Origin of the sequence: Pseudomonas sp. PDM16 (assembly GCF_014851865.1) — a bacterium.
Lineage (GTDB): Bacteria > Pseudomonadota > Gammaproteobacteria > Pseudomonadales > Pseudomonadaceae > Aquipseudomonas.
The window spans coordinates 760380-775829 of the sequence record NZ_JACVAM010000001.1 but is presented as its reverse complement, the minus strand read 5'-3'; the positions used below and the strand labels follow the sequence as shown (position 1 = coordinate 775829).

Annotated in this window: 15 protein-coding genes; 6 read left to right on the top strand and 9 right to left on the bottom strand. The window is 64.3% G+C overall.

Annotated features, from left to right (window positions below; all coding sequences use genetic code 11):
* Positions 1-111 precede the first annotated feature (111 nt).
* The 4 genes from pstB to IB234_RS03530 all read right to left on the bottom strand — a co-directional run bounded on the left by pstB (position 112) and on the right by IB234_RS03530 (position 6138).
* Positions 112-945 (bottom strand): phosphate ABC transporter ATP-binding protein PstB, encoded by an 834-nt coding sequence (gene pstB, locus IB234_RS03545; RefSeq protein WP_192313956.1) that lies wholly within the window; start codon positions 943-945, stop codon positions 112-114.
* Positions 946-1010: 65 nt separating this feature from the next.
* The gene (gene pstA, locus IB234_RS03540) at positions 1011-2627 is read right to left on the bottom strand and encodes a phosphate ABC transporter permease PstA (protein WP_225580396.1); all 1617 of its coding nucleotides are present in this window, start codon (positions 2625-2627) and stop codon (positions 1011-1013) included.
* A gap of 82 nt (positions 2628-2709) precedes the next feature.
* On the bottom strand, positions 2710-4992 hold the full coding sequence (locus IB234_RS03535) for an ABC transporter permease subunit (RefSeq protein ID WP_192313950.1): 2283 nt from the start codon (positions 4990-4992) through the stop codon (positions 2710-2712).
* Between the two features lie 177 nt (positions 4993-5169).
* Positions 5170-6138, bottom strand: a complete 969-nt coding sequence (locus IB234_RS03530; protein ID WP_192313947.1) for a PstS family phosphate ABC transporter substrate-binding protein — start codon at positions 6136-6138, stop codon at positions 5170-5172.
* Positions 6139-6289: 151 nt separating this feature from the next.
* On the opposite strand from IB234_RS03530, the gene IB234_RS03525 reads away from it, so the two are divergent.
* A complete protein-coding gene (locus IB234_RS03525) occupies positions 6290-7594 on the top strand; it encodes a PQQ-dependent sugar dehydrogenase (protein ID WP_192313944.1) in 1305 nt (434 codons plus the stop codon).
* A 43-nt stretch (positions 7595-7637) separates the two neighbouring features.
* On the opposite strand, the gene IB234_RS03520 is transcribed toward IB234_RS03525, so the two are convergent.
* Complete coding sequence (locus IB234_RS03520) at positions 7638-8930, bottom strand: MFS transporter (protein ID WP_192313941.1); 1293 nt, start codon at positions 8928-8930, stop codon at positions 7638-7640.
* Between the two features lie 199 nt (positions 8931-9129).
* Between IB234_RS03520 and IB234_RS03515 the strand changes: the two genes are divergently transcribed.
* A complete protein-coding gene (locus tag IB234_RS03515; protein WP_137974555.1) occupies positions 9130-9534 on the top strand; it encodes an acyl-CoA thioesterase in 405 nt (134 codons plus the stop codon).
* A gap of 101 nt (positions 9535-9635) precedes the next feature.
* The gene (locus IB234_RS03510; protein WP_192313938.1) at positions 9636-10535 is read left to right on the top strand and encodes a D-hexose-6-phosphate mutarotase; all 900 of its coding nucleotides are present in this window, start codon (positions 9636-9638) and stop codon (positions 10533-10535) included.
* Positions 10536-10569: 34 nt separating this feature from the next.
* Here the strand turns inward: IB234_RS03510 and IB234_RS03505 are convergent, their stop codons facing one another.
* The 4 genes from IB234_RS03505 to purE form a co-directional block, all read right to left on the bottom strand.
* The gene (locus IB234_RS03505) at positions 10570-11100 is read right to left on the bottom strand and encodes a DUF3299 domain-containing protein (RefSeq protein WP_192313935.1); all 531 of its coding nucleotides are present in this window, start codon (positions 11098-11100) and stop codon (positions 10570-10572) included.
* A 55-nt stretch (positions 11101-11155) separates the two neighbouring features.
* Positions 11156-11401, bottom strand: a complete 246-nt coding sequence (locus tag IB234_RS03500) for a GlsB/YeaQ/YmgE family stress response membrane protein (RefSeq protein WP_192313932.1) — start codon at positions 11399-11401, stop codon at positions 11156-11158.
* Positions 11402-11484: 83 nt separating this feature from the next.
* Complete coding sequence (locus IB234_RS03495) at positions 11485-12567, bottom strand: 5-(carboxyamino)imidazole ribonucleotide synthase (protein WP_192313929.1); 1083 nt, start codon at positions 12565-12567, stop codon at positions 11485-11487.
* A 14-nt stretch (positions 12568-12581) separates the two neighbouring features.
* Entirely contained in the window at positions 12582-13070 is a 489-nt protein-coding gene (purE, locus tag IB234_RS03490; RefSeq protein WP_192313926.1) for a 5-(carboxyamino)imidazole ribonucleotide mutase, read from the bottom strand.
* Positions 13071-13360: 290 nt separating this feature from the next.
* Between purE and IB234_RS03485 the strand changes: the two genes are divergently transcribed.
* The 3 genes from IB234_RS03485 (at position 13361) to adhP (ending at position 15400) form a co-directional block, all read left to right on the top strand.
* A complete protein-coding gene (locus IB234_RS03485) occupies positions 13361-13702 on the top strand; it encodes a VOC family protein (protein WP_192313923.1) in 342 nt (113 codons plus the stop codon).
* Between the two features lie 22 nt (positions 13703-13724).
* On the top strand, positions 13725-14117 hold the full coding sequence (locus IB234_RS03480) for an MAPEG family protein (protein ID WP_192313920.1): 393 nt from the start codon (positions 13725-13727) through the stop codon (positions 14115-14117).
* 260 nt (positions 14118-14377) lie between these two features.
* Complete coding sequence (adhP, locus tag IB234_RS03475) at positions 14378-15400, top strand: alcohol dehydrogenase AdhP (protein ID WP_192313917.1); 1023 nt, start codon at positions 14378-14380, stop codon at positions 15398-15400.
* The last annotated feature ends 50 nt before the right edge of the window (positions 15401-15450 follow it).

Below are 15450 nucleotides of genomic sequence, written 5' to 3'. Positions count from 1 at the left end.
CGTGCCGGCCTTTGGCAAATCGTGCTGAGCTAGGAGGCGGCGCGCAGACAGTACAAACACGTACGGCAAGCGCCGCCGACAACGCGCAGCGCGATTTGCCATAGCCGGCGGTTAGCCGTAGCGGCCGGTGATGTAGTCTTCGGTCTGCTTCTTCGCCGGGTTGGTGAACAGCGTGTCGGTGTCGCCGAATTCGATCAGCTTGCCCATGTACATGAACGCGGTGTAGTCGGAGACGCGCGCCGCCTGCTGCATGTTATGGGTGACGATGACGATGGTGTACTTGCTCTTCAGCTCGTAGATCAGCTCTTCGACCTTGAGGGTCGAGATCGGGTCCAGCGCCGAGCAAGGCTCGTCGAGCAGCAGCACTTCCGGCTGCACCGCCACGGTACGGGCGATGACCAGACGCTGTTGCTGGCCGCCGGACAGGCCAAGAGCGGAGTCATGTAGGCGGTCCTTGACCTCGTCCCACAGGGCGGCGCTCTTCAGGGCCCACTCCACGGTCTCGTCGAGCACGCGCTTCTGGTTCACACCCTGGATGCGCAGGCCGTACACCACGTTTTCGTAGATGCTCTTGGGGAACGGGTTCGGCTTCTGGAACACCATGCCGACACGACGACGCAGCTCGGCGACGTCCACGCCCTTCTTGTAGATGTCGTGGCCGTCGAGGCGGATCTCGCCGTCCACACGGCAGCCGTCGACCAGATCGTTCATCCGGTTGAAGGTGCGCAGCAGGGTCGACTTGCCGCAACCGGACGGGCCGATGAAGGCCGTCACGCGCTGCTTCGGAATATTCATCGACACGTCGAACAGCGCCTGCTTGTCGCCGTAGAACAGGTTGAGACCGGGCACTTCCAGGGCGACGGTTTCGTCTGCCAGGTTGAGGCCCTGCTTCTGGCGGCCAAGGGCGGCCATGTCGATACCGTGGGTGTGTACTTCGTGCTGCATGGGAGGCTCCCTACGCTAACAATTCGTTCATGCCGCTGCGGCGGGTGCCGCAGCGACGCAATTAATCAGTGATCCAGCGCCTTGTACTTCTCGCGCAGGTGGTTACGGATGAACACGGCGCTCAGGTTGAGCAGGGCGATCACCAGCACCAGCAGCAGCGCGGTGGCGTACACCAGCGGCCGGGCGGCCTCGACGTTGGGGCTCTGGAAGCCGACGTCGTAGATGTGGAAGCCCAGGTGCATGATCTTCTGGTCCAGGTGCAGGTACGGGTAGTTGCCGTCCACTGGCAGGCTCGGCGCCAGTTTGACCACGCCGACCAGCATCAGCGGTGCCACTTCGCCGGCGGCGCGAGCCACGGCGAGGATCATGCCGGTCATCATGGCCGGGCTGGCCATCGGCAGCACCACCTTCCACAGGGTCTCGGCCTTGGTCGCACCGAGCGCCAGGGAACCTTCGCGCAGGGCCCGCGGGATACGCGCCAGGCCTTCCTCGGTGGCAACGATCACCACCGGAACGGCGAGGATTGCCAGGGTCAGCGAGGCCCACATCAGGCCCGGCGTACCGAAGGTCGGCGCCGGCGCCGCTTCGGCGAAGAACAGGCGGTCAATGGAGCCACCCAGTACGTAGACGAAGAAACCCAGGCCGAACACGCCGTAGACGATGGCCGGGACGCCGGCCAGGTTGTTCACGGCAATGCGGATGATGCGGGTCAGCGGTCCCTGCTTGGCGTACTCGCGCAGGTAGATGGCTGCCAGCACGCCGAACGGGGTGACGATCACGGCCATGATCAGGGTCATCATCACGGTGCCGAAGATGGCCGGGAAGATACCGCCCTCGGTGTTGGCCTCACGCGGTTCGTCGCTGACGAATTCCCACAGCTTGGCGAAGTAGAAGCCCAGCTTGGCGCCGACGCCCATGGCGTTCGGCTGGAAGGCCCGCACCACCTTGCTCAGGGCAATCTCCTGCTCGCGGCCGTCGACGGTCTTCACCGTTACGCTGTCACGGGCGAGCTGCTGGTTGAGCTCCACCAGCTGACCTTCGAGCACCTTGTACTGGGCGTTCAGCTCGGCACGCTGGGCATCGAGGTCGGCCTGGGCGGCGGCGTCCAGGCGATCCTTCAACTCCAGACGGCGGCCATCCAGGCGCAGCTGCTCGAGACCATGGTTGATGTGGCCGATGTCGCTCTTCTCCAGGCTCACCAGCTGCGAGTGCAGCTCGTCGACGCGGGAGATGCGGCTCTGCAGATCGCCCCAGGCGGCATCGCCCTCGGCGATCACCTGGCCGTTCTCCTTGACGTTGACCAGGTAGCCGTAGAAGTTGCCCCACTCGCGGCGCTCCATGACCACCAGGTTTTCCGGCGTGTTCGGTTCGCTCATCCATTCGGCGACCACCCAGCTGAAGTCGGCACCGTAGACCTCGCGGTTGCCAACCTTGAACAGCTCGCGGGTCATGAACTCGCCGCCCTTCACGTCCACCGGCAAGCCGGCAGCGGCCAGACGGGCACGCGGCACTTCTTCTTCCTGCACCAGCTCGCCGGCCATGATGCGGGCAGCTTCGCCCGGCACCTGGTACTTGGCCTCGATCACGTCCGCTGGCCAGAAGTGGCCCAGGCCGCGCACGGCAATCACCGACAGCAGTCCGATGGTCATGATCACGGCAATGGACACGCCACTGGCGGTCATCCATACCCAGGGCGAGCCGCTCTTGAACCAGGACTTGAGGTTTTGCTCTTTGGTTTTCACTGACGTCTACCTTTCCCAGTTCTCAGAGCGACGCATATTTCTTGCGCAGGCGGGTACGAATCAGCTCCGCCAGGGTGTTCATCACGAAGGTGAAGGCCAGCAGCACCAGTGCCGAGAGGAACAGCACGCGGTAATGGGTACTGCCCACTTCGGATTCCGGCATCTCCACCGCCACGTTGGCGGCCAGGGTGCGTAGACCCTCGAAGATATTCATGTCCATGATCGGCGTGTTGCCGGTGGCCATCAGCACGATCATGGTCTCGCCCACCGCACGGCCCATGCCGATCATCAGGGCCGAGAAGATGCCCGGGCTGGCGGTGAGGATCACCACGCGAGTCAGGGTCTGCCAGGGCGTGGCACCCAGGGCCAGGGAGCCGAAGGTCAGGCTCTTCGGCACGCTGAACACGGCGTCCTCGGCGATGGAGTAGATGTTCGGGATCACCGCGAAGCCCATGGCCAGGCCGACCACCAGGGCATTGCGCTGGTCGAAAGCAATGCCCAGGTCATTGCTGATCCACAGGCGCATGTCGCCGCCGAAGAACAGGTTCTCCAGGTGGCCGCTCATGCCCAGCGCGAAAGTACCGATCAGCAGGATCACCGGAATCAGCAGCGCCGCTTCCCAACCGTCCGGGATCACCAGGCGGATCTTCTCCGGCAGGCGGCTCCACGCGTAGGCGGCCAGCAGCACGCCGATCGGCGTCAGCAGTAGCAGACTGAAGATGCCTGGCAGGTGGCCTTCCACATACGGTGCCAGGAACAGGCCGGCGAAGAAGCCGAGGATCACCGTCGGCAGCGCTTCCATCAGTTCGATCACCGGCTTGACCTTGCGGCGCATGCTCGGGGCCATGAAGTAGGCGGTGTAGATGGCGGCGCAGATGGCCAGCGGAGCGGCCAGCAGCATGGCGTAGAAGGCGGCCTTCAGGGTGCCGAAGGTCAGCGGCGCCAGGCTCATCTTCGGTTCGAAGTCGGTGTTGGCCGAGGTCGACTGCCAGACGTACTTGGGCTCGTCGTAGCTCTCGTACCAGACCTTGCCCCACAGCGAGCTCCAGGAAATTTCCGGGTGCGGGTTGTCGATGACGAAGCGCTGCAGCTGGCCGTTGGACTCCACCAGCACGCGGTTGGCGCGCGGCGACAGGCCGGCGATACCGCTGCCCTCGGCAACCTTTTCGGTCAGCAGGGTGCGGTGTGCGGTGCTGTGGAAGATGCCCAGGTGGCCTTCGGCGTCCAGCGCCAGGAAGCCCTTGCGGCGCTCTTCCGGAAGAATCTGGGTGATGGCTGCGTTGTTCAGCTGGAAGCCACGGATATGGGTCAGTGCGGCCTTGCCATCGGCATCACGAACCATGAACCACTGGCCAATGCCGCCCTTGCTGTCGCCTACCATCAGCGAGATGCCACCGAGCAGCGGGTTGACCGTGGTCACCTCGGCGTCGCCCTGGAGCAGCTTGTAGCGACCGTTCAGGCTCTTGTTGCGCAGGTCGAAGACGTCGGCGGTGGCCTTGCCGTTTATCACGAACAGCCACTGCTGGCGCGGATCGATGATCATCGACTTGATTGGCTCGGCGATCTGCGGCAACGCGATGCGCTCCTCGCTGAGGGTCACCTCGCCGGTCATCATGTTCTCTTCACGACCGATCGCCAGCAGCTGCAGCTCGGCACCGGTAGAAGAGCTGAGCATCAGCGTATCGCCGTTCTGGCTGATGGCCACGTGCTCCAGCGGACGCCCCTGGGCGTCGAGAGTGATGGCCGCTTCGCCAAGCGGGTACTCCAACTGAGGCGTGATGGTCTTGACGTTGTCCGGGTAGGTGACCTTGTAGGCATGTGCGAACACCAGCGCCTGGCCGTTGGACAGGCCGAGCACTACGCGGTGACTGCCGGGCTGATCCTGGCTGACCGAGATGATGCTGGCGCCGGCCGGCAGCGCCAGCTGGTAGGCATTCATGGCCACGCCGTCGCGCAGGCCGAAAAACTGCACCTGACCGCTACGACCGAGGCGCATGGCTACCTTGTTCTGCTCCTCGACGGACAGCAGCAACGCTTCACTCTGGCCAGCCAGCCAGGCCGGCTGCTGAGCATCGCGCGCCTCCATCTCGGCACCGCCGAAGATCGGCGCCACTACATAGGCGAGGTAGAAGAAGATCAGGGTGATACACGCCAGCACGGCCAAGCCGCCGATGGACACGTACCAGCGTGCCATGCGGTCCTTGAGGGCACGGATGCGACGTTTGCGCAGCAGGGCGGGAGTATTGAAATCCACCCGTTGATTATTCGCGGAGGCGCTCATGCTGTTGTTGGCCAAGTCATTCATGAGGAGTTCTCGGGCGCGGCGGACACAGCCCGCTTAATTTGAGGTACTTCAATCTATCCGGCTTGTGTGACAGAAAGATTACAGCTCGGTGACGCGACGACGCCCGCGACTCCAGAAGAGTAGCGGGCGTGTCGGACAGCGCCCCGGGGATGGGATCCCGGTGCGCTGGCAGGGCTATTACAGACCCAGTTCTTGCTTGGCCTTGTCGATGACCTTGGACGGCAGCGGGATGTAACCATCCTTCACCACCACTTCCTGGCCTTGCTTGGACAGAACCAGCTTCAGGAACTCGGCGTCCAGCGGGCTCAGCGGCTTGTTCGGCGCCTTGTTCACGTAGACGTAGAAGAAGCGAGCCAGCGGGAACTTGCCAGCCAGGGCGTTTTCTTCGGAAGCCTCGAAAGCCTCACCGCCTTTCTTCGACAGCGGAACGGCACGGACGCTGGCTGTCTTGTAGCCGATGCCCGAGTAGCCGATGGCATTCACGGTGCTGGAGATCGACTGGACCACGGAAGCCGAACCCGGCTGCTCGTTGACGTTGGCCTTGAAGTCGCCTTTGCACAGCGCTTCTTCTTTGAAGTAGCCATAGGTGCCGGATACCGAGTTACGACCGAACAGCTGGATCGGCTTGGCAGCCCACTCACCGGTCAGACCCAGATCGCCCCAGGTTTTGATGTCTTGAGCGCCACCGCACAGGCGGGTGCTGGAGAAGATCGAGTCAACCTGAGCGATGTCCAGGGACTTGATCGGGTTGTCCTTGTGCACGAACACAGCCAGGGCGTCGATGGCCACCGGAACGGCGGTCGGCTTGTAGCCGAACTTCTCTTCGAAGGCCTGCAGCTCGTTGTCCTTCATGGCACGGGACATCGGGCCCAGGTTAGCGGTACCTTCGGTCAGAGCGGGCGGCGCGGTGGAAGAACCGGCGGCCTGGATCTGGATGTTCACGTTCGGGTACAGCTTCTTGTATTCCTCGGCCCACAGGGTCATCAGGTTGGCCAGGGAGTCGGAACCGACGCTGGAGAGGTTGCCCGATACACCGGTAGTCTTTTCGTAGCCGGGGATGGCCGGGTCGACAGCGGCGAACGCAGTTGCAGCGCCTACGCCGGCGGCGGCGAAGGTCAGGGCCGCCATCAAACGCTTGAGTTTCATGCCTTGCTCCTAGCAGGAAGGGGTTGGATGGAACGGGGCCAAGTATCTGCAGGCCTGATGAACACTCTATGAACGGAATATGACAATTGGATGAATGGCCAGCATGGCTGTCGAAAAAATTTGCACCGCCACTGCCCCTCGGAGACTGCCCATGAATCGACTGCACCTGCTGTCCATCACGGCCCTGGCCCTCGCCTGCAGCGCCTGCGGTGAACAGGCTGCACTGAATGTCAGCGACGGCACCGACGCCAAGCCGCAACTGCCGGCACCGAACAAGACCCTGCTGCCGACCGTGAACATCGCCCCGGCCAAGGGCTGGGCAGAGGGCGAAGAACCTACCGCCGCCAGCGGCACCCAGGTGAATGCCTTCGCCGAAGGCCTGGACCACCCGCGCTGGCTCTATGTGCTGCCCAATGGCGATGTGCTGGTAGCCGAGAGTAATGCCCCGAAGAGCGACAAGCCCTTCAGCCTCAAGGGCTGGATCGCCGGCAAGGTGATGTCGCGGGCTGGCGCCGGGGTGCCCAGCGCCGACCGCATCACCCTGCTGCGCGACAGCGACAACGACGGCGTTGCCGACCTGCGTGAAGTGTTCCTGGAAAACCTACACTCGCCCTTCGGCATGGCCCTGGTAGGCAGCGACTTCTATATCGCCAACGCCGACGCCCTGGTGCGCGTCCCCTATAACGCTGGCGAAACCAGGATCAGCGCGACGCCGGAGAAGGTCACCGACCTGCCGGCCGGCATCAACCACCACTGGACCAAGAACGTCATCGCCAGCAAGGACGGCAGCAAGCTGTACGTCACCGTCGGCTCCAACAGCAATGTCGGCGAAAACGGCCTGGACATCGAGGATGGCCGTGCGGCGATCTGGGAAGTCGACCGCGCCAGCGGCAGCAAACGCCTGTTCGCCACCGGCCTGCGCAACCCCAACGGCCTGGCTTGGGAGCCACAAACCGGCGCACTGTGGACGGCGGTCAACGAGCGCGACGAGATCGGCAGCGACCTGGTGCCGGACTACATCACCTCGGTGCGCGACGGCGGTTTCTACGGCTGGCCCTACAGCTACTTCGGCCAGCACGTCGACGAGCGCGTCCAGCCACAACGCCCCGAGCTGGTGGCCAAGGCGCTACCGCCTGACTACGCGCTGGGGCCACACACCGCCTCGCTGGGCATCGCCTTCGGCCAGGGCAGCGCGCTACCGGCCTGGCAGAACGGCCTGTTCGTCGGCCAGCACGGCTCGTGGAACCGTAAGCCGCACAGCGGCTACAAAGTGATTTTCGTGCCCTTCGCCGAGGGCAAGCCGAGTGGGCCTCCGCTCGACGTGCTCACCGGCTTCCTCAACGCAGAGGGCGAAGCCCAAGGCCGACCGGTCGACGTGAGGCTCGACAAGCAGGGCGCACTGCTGGTGACCGATGATGTCGGCAACAAGATCTGGCGGGTAACGCCAGCGCAATAAATAAAGAAGGCGCCCCCGGGAATGGTGCGCCTCCTGCGGTCGATCAGCGCTTCTGCTTGAGCAGATACAGGCCGATCAGCATGGCCACTCCACACAGCGCCGCCACGTAGTAGGCCGGTCCGAGCGGGTCCCACTTCATCAGCAGGGCTACGACCATCGGCGTCAGCCCACCGAAAATGGCGTACGCCAGGTTGTAGGAGAACGATAGCCCGGAGAAGCGCACCACCGGCGGGAAGGCCTTGACCATCACATAGGGCACCGCGCCGATAGTGCCGACCAGCAGGCCGGTGATCGCGTAGAGCGGGAACAGCCAGTCCGGATGTGCCTTGAGGCTGATGTAGAAGGTCCATGAGCTGAGCGCCAGCAGGGCACCGCCAATCAGGAAAGTACGCCCTGCACCGAAGCGGTCGGCCAGCGCGCCGGAAGCGATACAGCCCAGCGTCAGACAAATGATGGCCAGGCTGTTGGCCTTGAGCGCCGTGGCGGCTTCGAAACCGTACACGGTCTGCAGCAGTGTCGGCGTCATCAGGATGACCACCACGATGCCGGCCGACAGCACCCAGGTCAGCAGCATGGACAGGACGATGGCCGAGCGATGCTCGCGCAGCACCGTCTTCAGCGGCACTTCCTCCGCCAGCGCCTTGCGCTGCTGCAGTTCGGCGAACACCGGCGTCTCATGCAGCCACTGGCGCAGGTACACGGAGAACAGGCCAAACACACCGCCGATCAGGAACGGCACTCGCCAGGCCCAGTCGAGCACCTCTGCAGGGGTGTAGAGCGTGTTGATCAGTGTCGCCATCAGCGAGCCGAGTAGGATGCCGAAGGTCAGCCCGGAGGTCAGCGTGCCACAGGCATAGCCAATGTGTTTGGGCGGTACGTGCTCGGCAACGAACACCCAGGCCCCCGGCACCTCGCCACCGATTGCCGCACCTTGCACCACGCGCAGGGCCAACAGCGCCAGCGGTGCCCAGATGCCGATCTGCGCGTAGGTCGGCAGCAGGCCCATGATCAGCGTAGGCACCGCCATCATGAAAATGCTCAGGGTGAACATGCGCTTGCGCCCGAGCAGGTCGCCGAAGTGAGCCATGATGATGCCGCCCAGCGGGCGAGCCAGGTAACCGGCGGCAAAGATGCCGAAAGTCTGCAGCTGGCGCAGCCATTCCGGCATCTCGGCCGGGAAGAACAGCTTGCCGACCACAGCGGCGAAGAACACGAAGATGATGAAATCGTAGAACTCCAGCGCTCCACCGAGGGCGGAAAGCGAGAGGGTCTTGTAATCGCTGCGATTCAGGGGGCGCGCCACGACGGACGCTGGGCTGGCATGCTCGGCAGACATAGGATTTCGTTATTAGGATGGGCAAGGCTGGCGCACCATAGCAAATTGCGAGGCTGCCGCGCAGTCGGCTAGCGAAAAGCGGAACCACACGGTCGTCGTTTGACGTTAGCCTCGATATACTGCGCACGGCCCGTCTAGAGCGGGCTGTAGCCTGCCAGCGAGCAGCCAAAGACAAGAATCCACCAGCGGGGCCCACAGCATGATCGAACTCGAACAGGAAGACCCCATCCCCCAGGGCGATCTGGCCCTGCAGATCACCGCCCTGCCGCGCGAGACCAATGGCTTCGGCGACATCTACGGCGGTTGGCTGGTCTCGCAAATGGACCTGGCGGGAACCGCCATGGCCAGCAAGGTGGCCGGGGGCCGCGTCGCTACCGTCGCCATCGACCGCATGGCCTTCCTGGTACCGGTGGCCGTGGGCGCGCAGCTGTCCTTCTATACCCAGGCACTGGAGGTCGGCCGCAGCTCGATCCAGATGCTCGTCGAAGTATGGAGCGACGATCCGCTGTCTAGCGAATGGCGCAAAGTCACTGAGGCGGTGTTCGTCTTCGTGGCCATCGACGGCAGCGGCCGCACCCGCCCAGTACCGCCCCGCCGCGGCTGACCCCAGCACCAAGCGCCGCCCCATGAGGCGGCGTTTTTCATGGAGCTTGGTCTTTTCCGCCGGGCTGCGGTCAAATATCCGAATCTTCAGGGAGACGGACCATGACCCAGGCCCATATCGAACGCATCGAGCTGGACGAGCTGACCTGCTGGCGAGTACGCCGGGGCAATACCGAGCTGCTGGTCGCGCAGCAGGGCGCCCAGGTATTGAGCTTCCAGCAAGGAGAGCAACCACCGCTGATCTGGCTCAGCGAGCATGCCAGCTACCAGCGTCACCAGCCGGTACGCGGAGGCGTTCCGATCTGCTGGCCATGGTTCGGCGATCTCGGCCGTAATCCGCTACAGGTACAGGCGCAGCACGACAATCTGGCCACCGCTCCCTTCCATGGTGGCGTGCGGGCGCTGGACTGGCAGTTGCTGGGCATCGACAGCGAGGGCGAGGCAGTGCATCTGCAGTTCGCCTTCGACACTCGACAGCATCCGCTGCCCAATTGGCCGCATGCGGCCGAGCTGCGTCTGGATATCCGCCTGGACGAACGTCTGCACCTAGACCTGGCCAGCCACAACCTCGGCACTGCACCGCTGGCCCTGAGCCAGGCGCTGCACAGCTACTTTGCCGTCAGCGACATCCGCCAGGTGGCCGTGCATGGACTGGAAGGCAGTCGCTACATCGAGACTCTGGAAGACTGGCAGGAGCGCACCCAGCAGGGCGAGCTGCGGTTCAGCGGCGAAACCGATCGTATCTACCTAGACCTGCCGCCGCAGCTGCGCCTTCACGATGCTGGCTGGCAGCGCGACCTGCACTTGCAGACTCGTAGCTCCCGCTCGGCAGTGCTGTGGAATCCGTGGATCGACAAGGCCGGCCGTCTGTCCAGCTTCGCCGACGATGCCTGGCAGCGCATGTTGTGCATCGAGACGGCCAACGTCTGGGACGATTGTGTGGAGCTGGCGCCCGGTGAGCATCACCGTCTTGGCTTGAGTCTGTGGAGCGAGCCCGCATAGAGCACGAAGAAGCTCTCGCCTCTCGAGTGAGGGGTCAGAGATCGTCTTCCTCCACCAAGCGCACCGAGCTGGCATCCAGCGCATAGGCGGCGTCGGCCAGATCGTTGTCCACGGCCTCGATGTGCAGCGTGCCGTCGACCCACAGCGGCTCGTAGATATCGTCCAGGGTGATGCCCTTGGGGTAGCGCACCAGCACGATCTGGTTCGGCGGGGGCGGCGGCACATGGATGCAGGCGCCCGGATAGGGCACCAGAAAAAGCAGCGTGGTCTTGCCAGAAGCATCGCTCTCCAGCGGCACCGGGTAGCCACCCAGGCGGATGGCCTTGCCATCCAGGCGCGCCACTGTCTTCTTCGAGTACATCACCGCCGGCAGGCCCAGCTCCTGCTTGAGACCGCCCTGCTGGCCGAAGGCACCGGCTGCCTCGGGGCTGTCGTGGCTGATTTCAGGCATCGCCTCGAGGGCACGCTGGTCCTCCTTCGGCATCAACTCCAGCCAATCCAGCTCGGGAGGCTCGGCATGGCTCAACAGGGGCAGCAGCAGCAGGGACAACAACAGGCGACGCATGGGCGATCTCGCAGCGAAGAGGAGTCGCCAAGCCTAACGGCTTGGCGAGCGCGCGTCAGTTGCGCCTGATCAATCCGACGATCAGCAGCAGGACAATGGCACCGATCACCGCGCCAATGAAGCCGGCCGTCTCGCCGGCCGCGTATATGCCGAGGGCCTGGCCGCCATAGGTGGCCGCCAGCGAACCGCCGATGCCAAGCAGGATGGTCATGATCCAGCCCATGCTGTCGTCGCCAGGCTTGAGGAAGCGCGCGACCAGACCCACGATCAGACCGATGATGATGGTGCCGATGATGCTCATGCCGTACTCCTTTTCAGGGGCCAGAAACCAACAAGGCGCGCCGAAAGGCACGCCTTGTTGTGACCGGAGCGCAACGGCGGGGTTCAACCTTCGATCAGCGCCTCGACCTGGGCGATACGCGCCTTGAGGGTCGCCATGTCGGCGCAGCGCAGGGTAGCGTGACCGACTTTTCGACCGGCCTTGAAGGCCTTGCCATAGTGGTGCAGGTGGCAATCCTCGATAGCCACCACCTTGCTCACCTGCGGCACGCTGCCGAGGAAGTTGAGCATGGCGCTCTCGCCCACCTTGGCGGTGGAACCCAGCGGCAGGCCGGCGACGGCGCGCAGGTGGTTCTCGAACTGGCTGCACTCGGCGCCTTCGATGGTCCAGTGCCCGGAGTTGTGCACGCGCGGGGCGATCTCGTTGGCCTTGAGACCACCGTCGACCTCGAAGAACTCGAAGGCCAGCACACCGACGTAATCAAGCTGCTTGAGCACGCGGCCGACGTAGTCCTCGGCCAGCGCCTGCAGTGGATGCGCGGTGCTGGCGATGGACAGGGCCAGCACGCCGCTGTCGTGGCGGTTGTGCACCAGCGGGTAGAAGCGTGTCTCGCCGTCACGAGCGCGCACGGCCACCAGCGACACTTCGCCGGTAAACGGCACGAAGCCTTCGAGGATGCACGGCACGCTGCCCAGTTCGGCGAAGGCGCCGACCACGTCTTCCGCCTTGCGCAGGACCTTCTGACCCTTGCCGTCGTAGCCCAGGGTGCGGGTCTTCATCACCGCCGGCAGGCCGATGCTGGCCACGGCGGCGTCGAGATCGGCCTGCGACTGGATGTCGGCGAAGGCCGGCGTCGGGATGCCGAGGTCCTTGAACATCGACTTCTCGAACCAGCGGTCGCGGGCGATGCGCAGAGACTCGGCGCTCGGATAGACCGGCACGAACTGCGAGAGGAAGGCGACGGTCTCGGCCGGCACGCTCTCGAACTCGAAAGTCACCAGGTCAACCTGGTCGGCCAGGCGGCGCAGCTGCTCCTGGTCGTCGTAGTCACCGAGGATATGCTCGCCGAGCGCCTGGGCACAGGCATCCACGGCCGGATCGAGGAAGGAGAAGTGCATGCCCAGCGGGGTGCCCGCCAGGGCCATCATGCGGCCCAGCTGGCCGCCACCGATTACGCCGATCTTCATCTATAGGGCCTCGATCAGGAACGCGGGTCCGGGTTGTCCAGCACAGTCTGGGTCTGTTCGTCGCGGAACGCCTTGAGCTTGTCATGGAACTGCGGGTGCTGGTGGCCGAGGATGCTGGCGGCCAGCAGGGCGGCGTTGATCGCACCGGCCTTGCCAATGGCCAAGGTTGCGACCGGGATGCCAGCCGGCATCTGCACGATGGACAGCAGCGAGTCGACGCCCGACAGCACGGCGGACTGCACCGGCACGCCGAGCACCGGCAGGTGGGTCTTGGCCGCGCACATGCCCGGCAGATGGGCAGCACCGCCGGCGCCGGCGATGATCACCTGGATGCCACGGTTCTCGGCCTGTTCGGCGTACTGGAACAGCAGGTCCGGGGTGCGGTGGGCGGAAACCACCTGCACTTCGTAGGGGATACCCAGCTTCTCCAGCATCTCTGCGGTGTGACTGAGGGTGCTCCAATCGGACTTGGAGCCCATGATCACGCCAACCAGTGCGCTCATCGTTTTGCCTCTAGCTCGGGCGCCTTTGTGGCGCGACAAAAACCAACAAGCCACGCATTCGGCGTGGCTTGTCATGTGAGGTTCGGGCCAGGGTGGCCCGGAGGCGGCGCAGTATATCGCAAAGCCACGACCATCGCGCCTATGGCGTGACCGTCCGTCAGCGAATAGTCACGACAGGGATGTTTACAGATATGTCCCGCAGGCTTGAGGCTGCTACGGCGGTGGGCCAGACTGCCAGCCGACATCAGCATGCACCGCCCGGACGCGAGTCTAGCCAGCAGGGAGCCCACATGCATCTGCACCGCCTGATCATCTTCTGCAGCGATCCCGAAGCACTCGCGGCCTTCTATGTGCGCGCTTTCGCGATGGAGGTCCTGTCCCGCGATGGCTCCTTTGTCGATGCCGGGCACCCGGGCTCGGCGAGCACGCGCATCGGCTTTCATAAGGGCAGGAAGGACAAGGGCGGCGCGCTCAAACCCTGTTTCCATTCGACCGACATCGCTGCCGACCGCCAGCACCTGATCACACTGGGCGCGAACATGGGCAAGGTCGTCGGTACGCCCGACGCGCTGTGTTTCTGTGACGGCAAGGACCCCGAGGGCAACCTGCTGCAGATTTCCAACCGCTCCTGAGACTCCTCGGAACAGGCTCCCCATGACCCACTCGCTGATTCTGCCGATGGCGCTGCACGTGGCCTTCACCGCCTTTCTCTATGCACTGCTGACCGTTGCCCGCGCGCCCAAGGTCTGGCACATCGGTCAGAGGGCGGATGGCTCCAATCCCTGGGCCCTGATAGAGCCGCGCATCGGCGCCAACCTGAGCAACCAGTTCGAGTTTCCGCTGTTCTTCCACGTGGCTTGTCTGCTGCTGATCCAGGCTCAGGTGGAAAGCAGCGTCGCGCTAGCGCTGGCCTGGTTGTTCCTGCTCGGCCGGCTGGTGCACAGTGCGGTGCAGATACTAACCGGCAACGTACGCCTGCGCGGCCTGGTGTTCACCATCAACTTCCTCGCCGTGCTCGGCCTGTGGGGCCTGCTGATTACCGGTTGAGCCGATGCCAAGCTACAGGCAAGAGCCCGCTACCCTGGGCGTTTTGAATGTGCTTCCCTCGCCGATTGGTTAGCACTCCGGTGTACGCTTCGTCACCTCCCGCCGAGCGCGCCATTGCGCTATCACGGTGAACGGATCGGTATCCGCCTTGATCGTCTACCCGCTATTCAGCGCGACTGATCCCTTGCTCCAGGGCAATGTCGCCCGGCTTCGCCTGGCCTAGGCTGACGGCTCCCCGTCTCTGCGCAAGGAGCCCGAACATGGACAGAACGATGAAAGCCGCCGTGGTACATACCTTCGGCGAACCGCTGCGAATCGAGGAAGTGAAGGTCCCGCTGCCCGGCCCAGGCCAAGTGCTGGTCAAGATCGAGGCCTCCGGCGTCTGCCACACCGACCTCCACGCCGCCGAGGGCGACTGGCCGGTGAAGCCCAGCTTGCCGTTCATTCCCGGCCATGAAGGGGTCGGCTACATCGCTGCGGTAGGTACCGGTGTCACCCGGGTCAAAGAAGGCGACCGCGTTGGCGTGCCTTGGCTGTATACCGCCTGCGGCTGTTGCGAACACTGCCTGACCGGCTGGGAGACCCTATGCGAGAGCCAGCAGAACACCGGCTACTCGATCAACGGCGGCTATGCCGAGTACGTGCTGGCAGACCCCAACTACGTCGGCCTGCTGCCGGACAGCGTGCCCTTCATCGAGATCGCACCGATCCTCTGCGCCGGCGTCACCGTCTACAAGGCCCTGAAGGAAACCAAGGCCCGCCCCGGACAGTGGGTCGCCATCTCCGGCATCGGCGGCCTCGGTCATGTGGCGGTGCAATATGCCCGCGCCATGGGCCTGCACGTGGCGGCGGTGGACATTGATGACGCCAAGCTGGAGCTGGCCCGCAAGCTGGGTGCCAGCCTGTGCATCAACGCCCGCCAGGAAGACCCTGCCGCGGTGATCCAGCGCGACATCGGTGGTGCCCACGGCGTGGTGGTCACAGCCGTATCCAACAGCGCCTTCGGCCAGGCCATCGGCATGGCAAGGCGCGGCGGCACCATCTCGCTGGTCGGCCTGCCACCGGGTGACTTCCCCACGCCGATCTTCGACGTGGTACTCAAGGGTCTGCACATCACCGGCTCCATCGTCGGCACCCGCGCCGACCTGCAGGAAGCGCTGGACTTCGCCGGGGAGGGGCTGGTCAAGGCCACCATCCATAGCGACAAGCTGGAGAACATCAACCTGGTGCTTGACCAGATGCGCGCCGGACAGATCGAGGGACGCATCGTCCTGGCGTTCTGAGCGGGCGCACGCTCACAGTTCGAAGCGGAGGGGGCTGCTAGACTCGGCCC

Coding starts and splice junctions, on each gene's coding strand:
- pstB (WP_192313956.1), bottom strand. CDS start 945: ATGCAGCACGAAGTACACACCCACGGTATCGACATGGCCGCCCTTGGC.
- pstA (WP_225580396.1), bottom strand. CDS start 2,627: ATGACCGCCAGTGGCGTGTCCATTGCCGTGATCATGACCATCGGACTG.
- IB234_RS03535 (WP_192313950.1), bottom strand. CDS start 4,992: ATGAATGACTTGGCCAACAACAGCATGAGCGCCTCCGCGAATAATCAA.
- IB234_RS03530 (WP_192313947.1), bottom strand. CDS start 6,138: ATGAAACTCAAGCGTTTGATGGCGGCCCTGACCTTCGCCGCCGCCGGC.
- IB234_RS03525 (WP_192313944.1), top strand. CDS start 6,290: ATGAATCGACTGCACCTGCTGTCCATCACGGCCCTGGCCCTCGCCTGC.
- IB234_RS03520 (WP_192313941.1), bottom strand. CDS start 8,930: ATGTCTGCCGAGCATGCCAGCCCAGCGTCCGTCGTGGCGCGCCCCCTG.
- IB234_RS03515 (WP_137974555.1), top strand. CDS start 9,130: ATGATCGAACTCGAACAGGAAGACCCCATCCCCCAGGGCGATCTGGCC.
- IB234_RS03510 (WP_192313938.1), top strand. CDS start 9,636: ATGACCCAGGCCCATATCGAACGCATCGAGCTGGACGAGCTGACCTGC.
- IB234_RS03505 (WP_192313935.1), bottom strand. CDS start 11,100: ATGCGTCGCCTGTTGTTGTCCCTGCTGCTGCTGCCCCTGTTGAGCCAT.
- IB234_RS03500 (WP_192313932.1), bottom strand. CDS start 11,401: ATGAGCATCATCGGCACCATCATCATCGGTCTGATCGTGGGTCTGGTC.
- IB234_RS03495 (WP_192313929.1), bottom strand. CDS start 12,567: ATGAAGATCGGCGTAATCGGTGGCGGCCAGCTGGGCCGCATGATGGCC.
- purE (WP_192313926.1), bottom strand. CDS start 13,070: ATGAGCGCACTGGTTGGCGTGATCATGGGCTCCAAGTCCGATTGGAGC.
- IB234_RS03485 (WP_192313923.1), top strand. CDS start 13,361: ATGCATCTGCACCGCCTGATCATCTTCTGCAGCGATCCCGAAGCACTC.
- IB234_RS03480 (WP_192313920.1), top strand. CDS start 13,725: ATGACCCACTCGCTGATTCTGCCGATGGCGCTGCACGTGGCCTTCACC.
- adhP (WP_192313917.1), top strand. CDS start 14,378: ATGGACAGAACGATGAAAGCCGCCGTGGTACATACCTTCGGCGAACCG.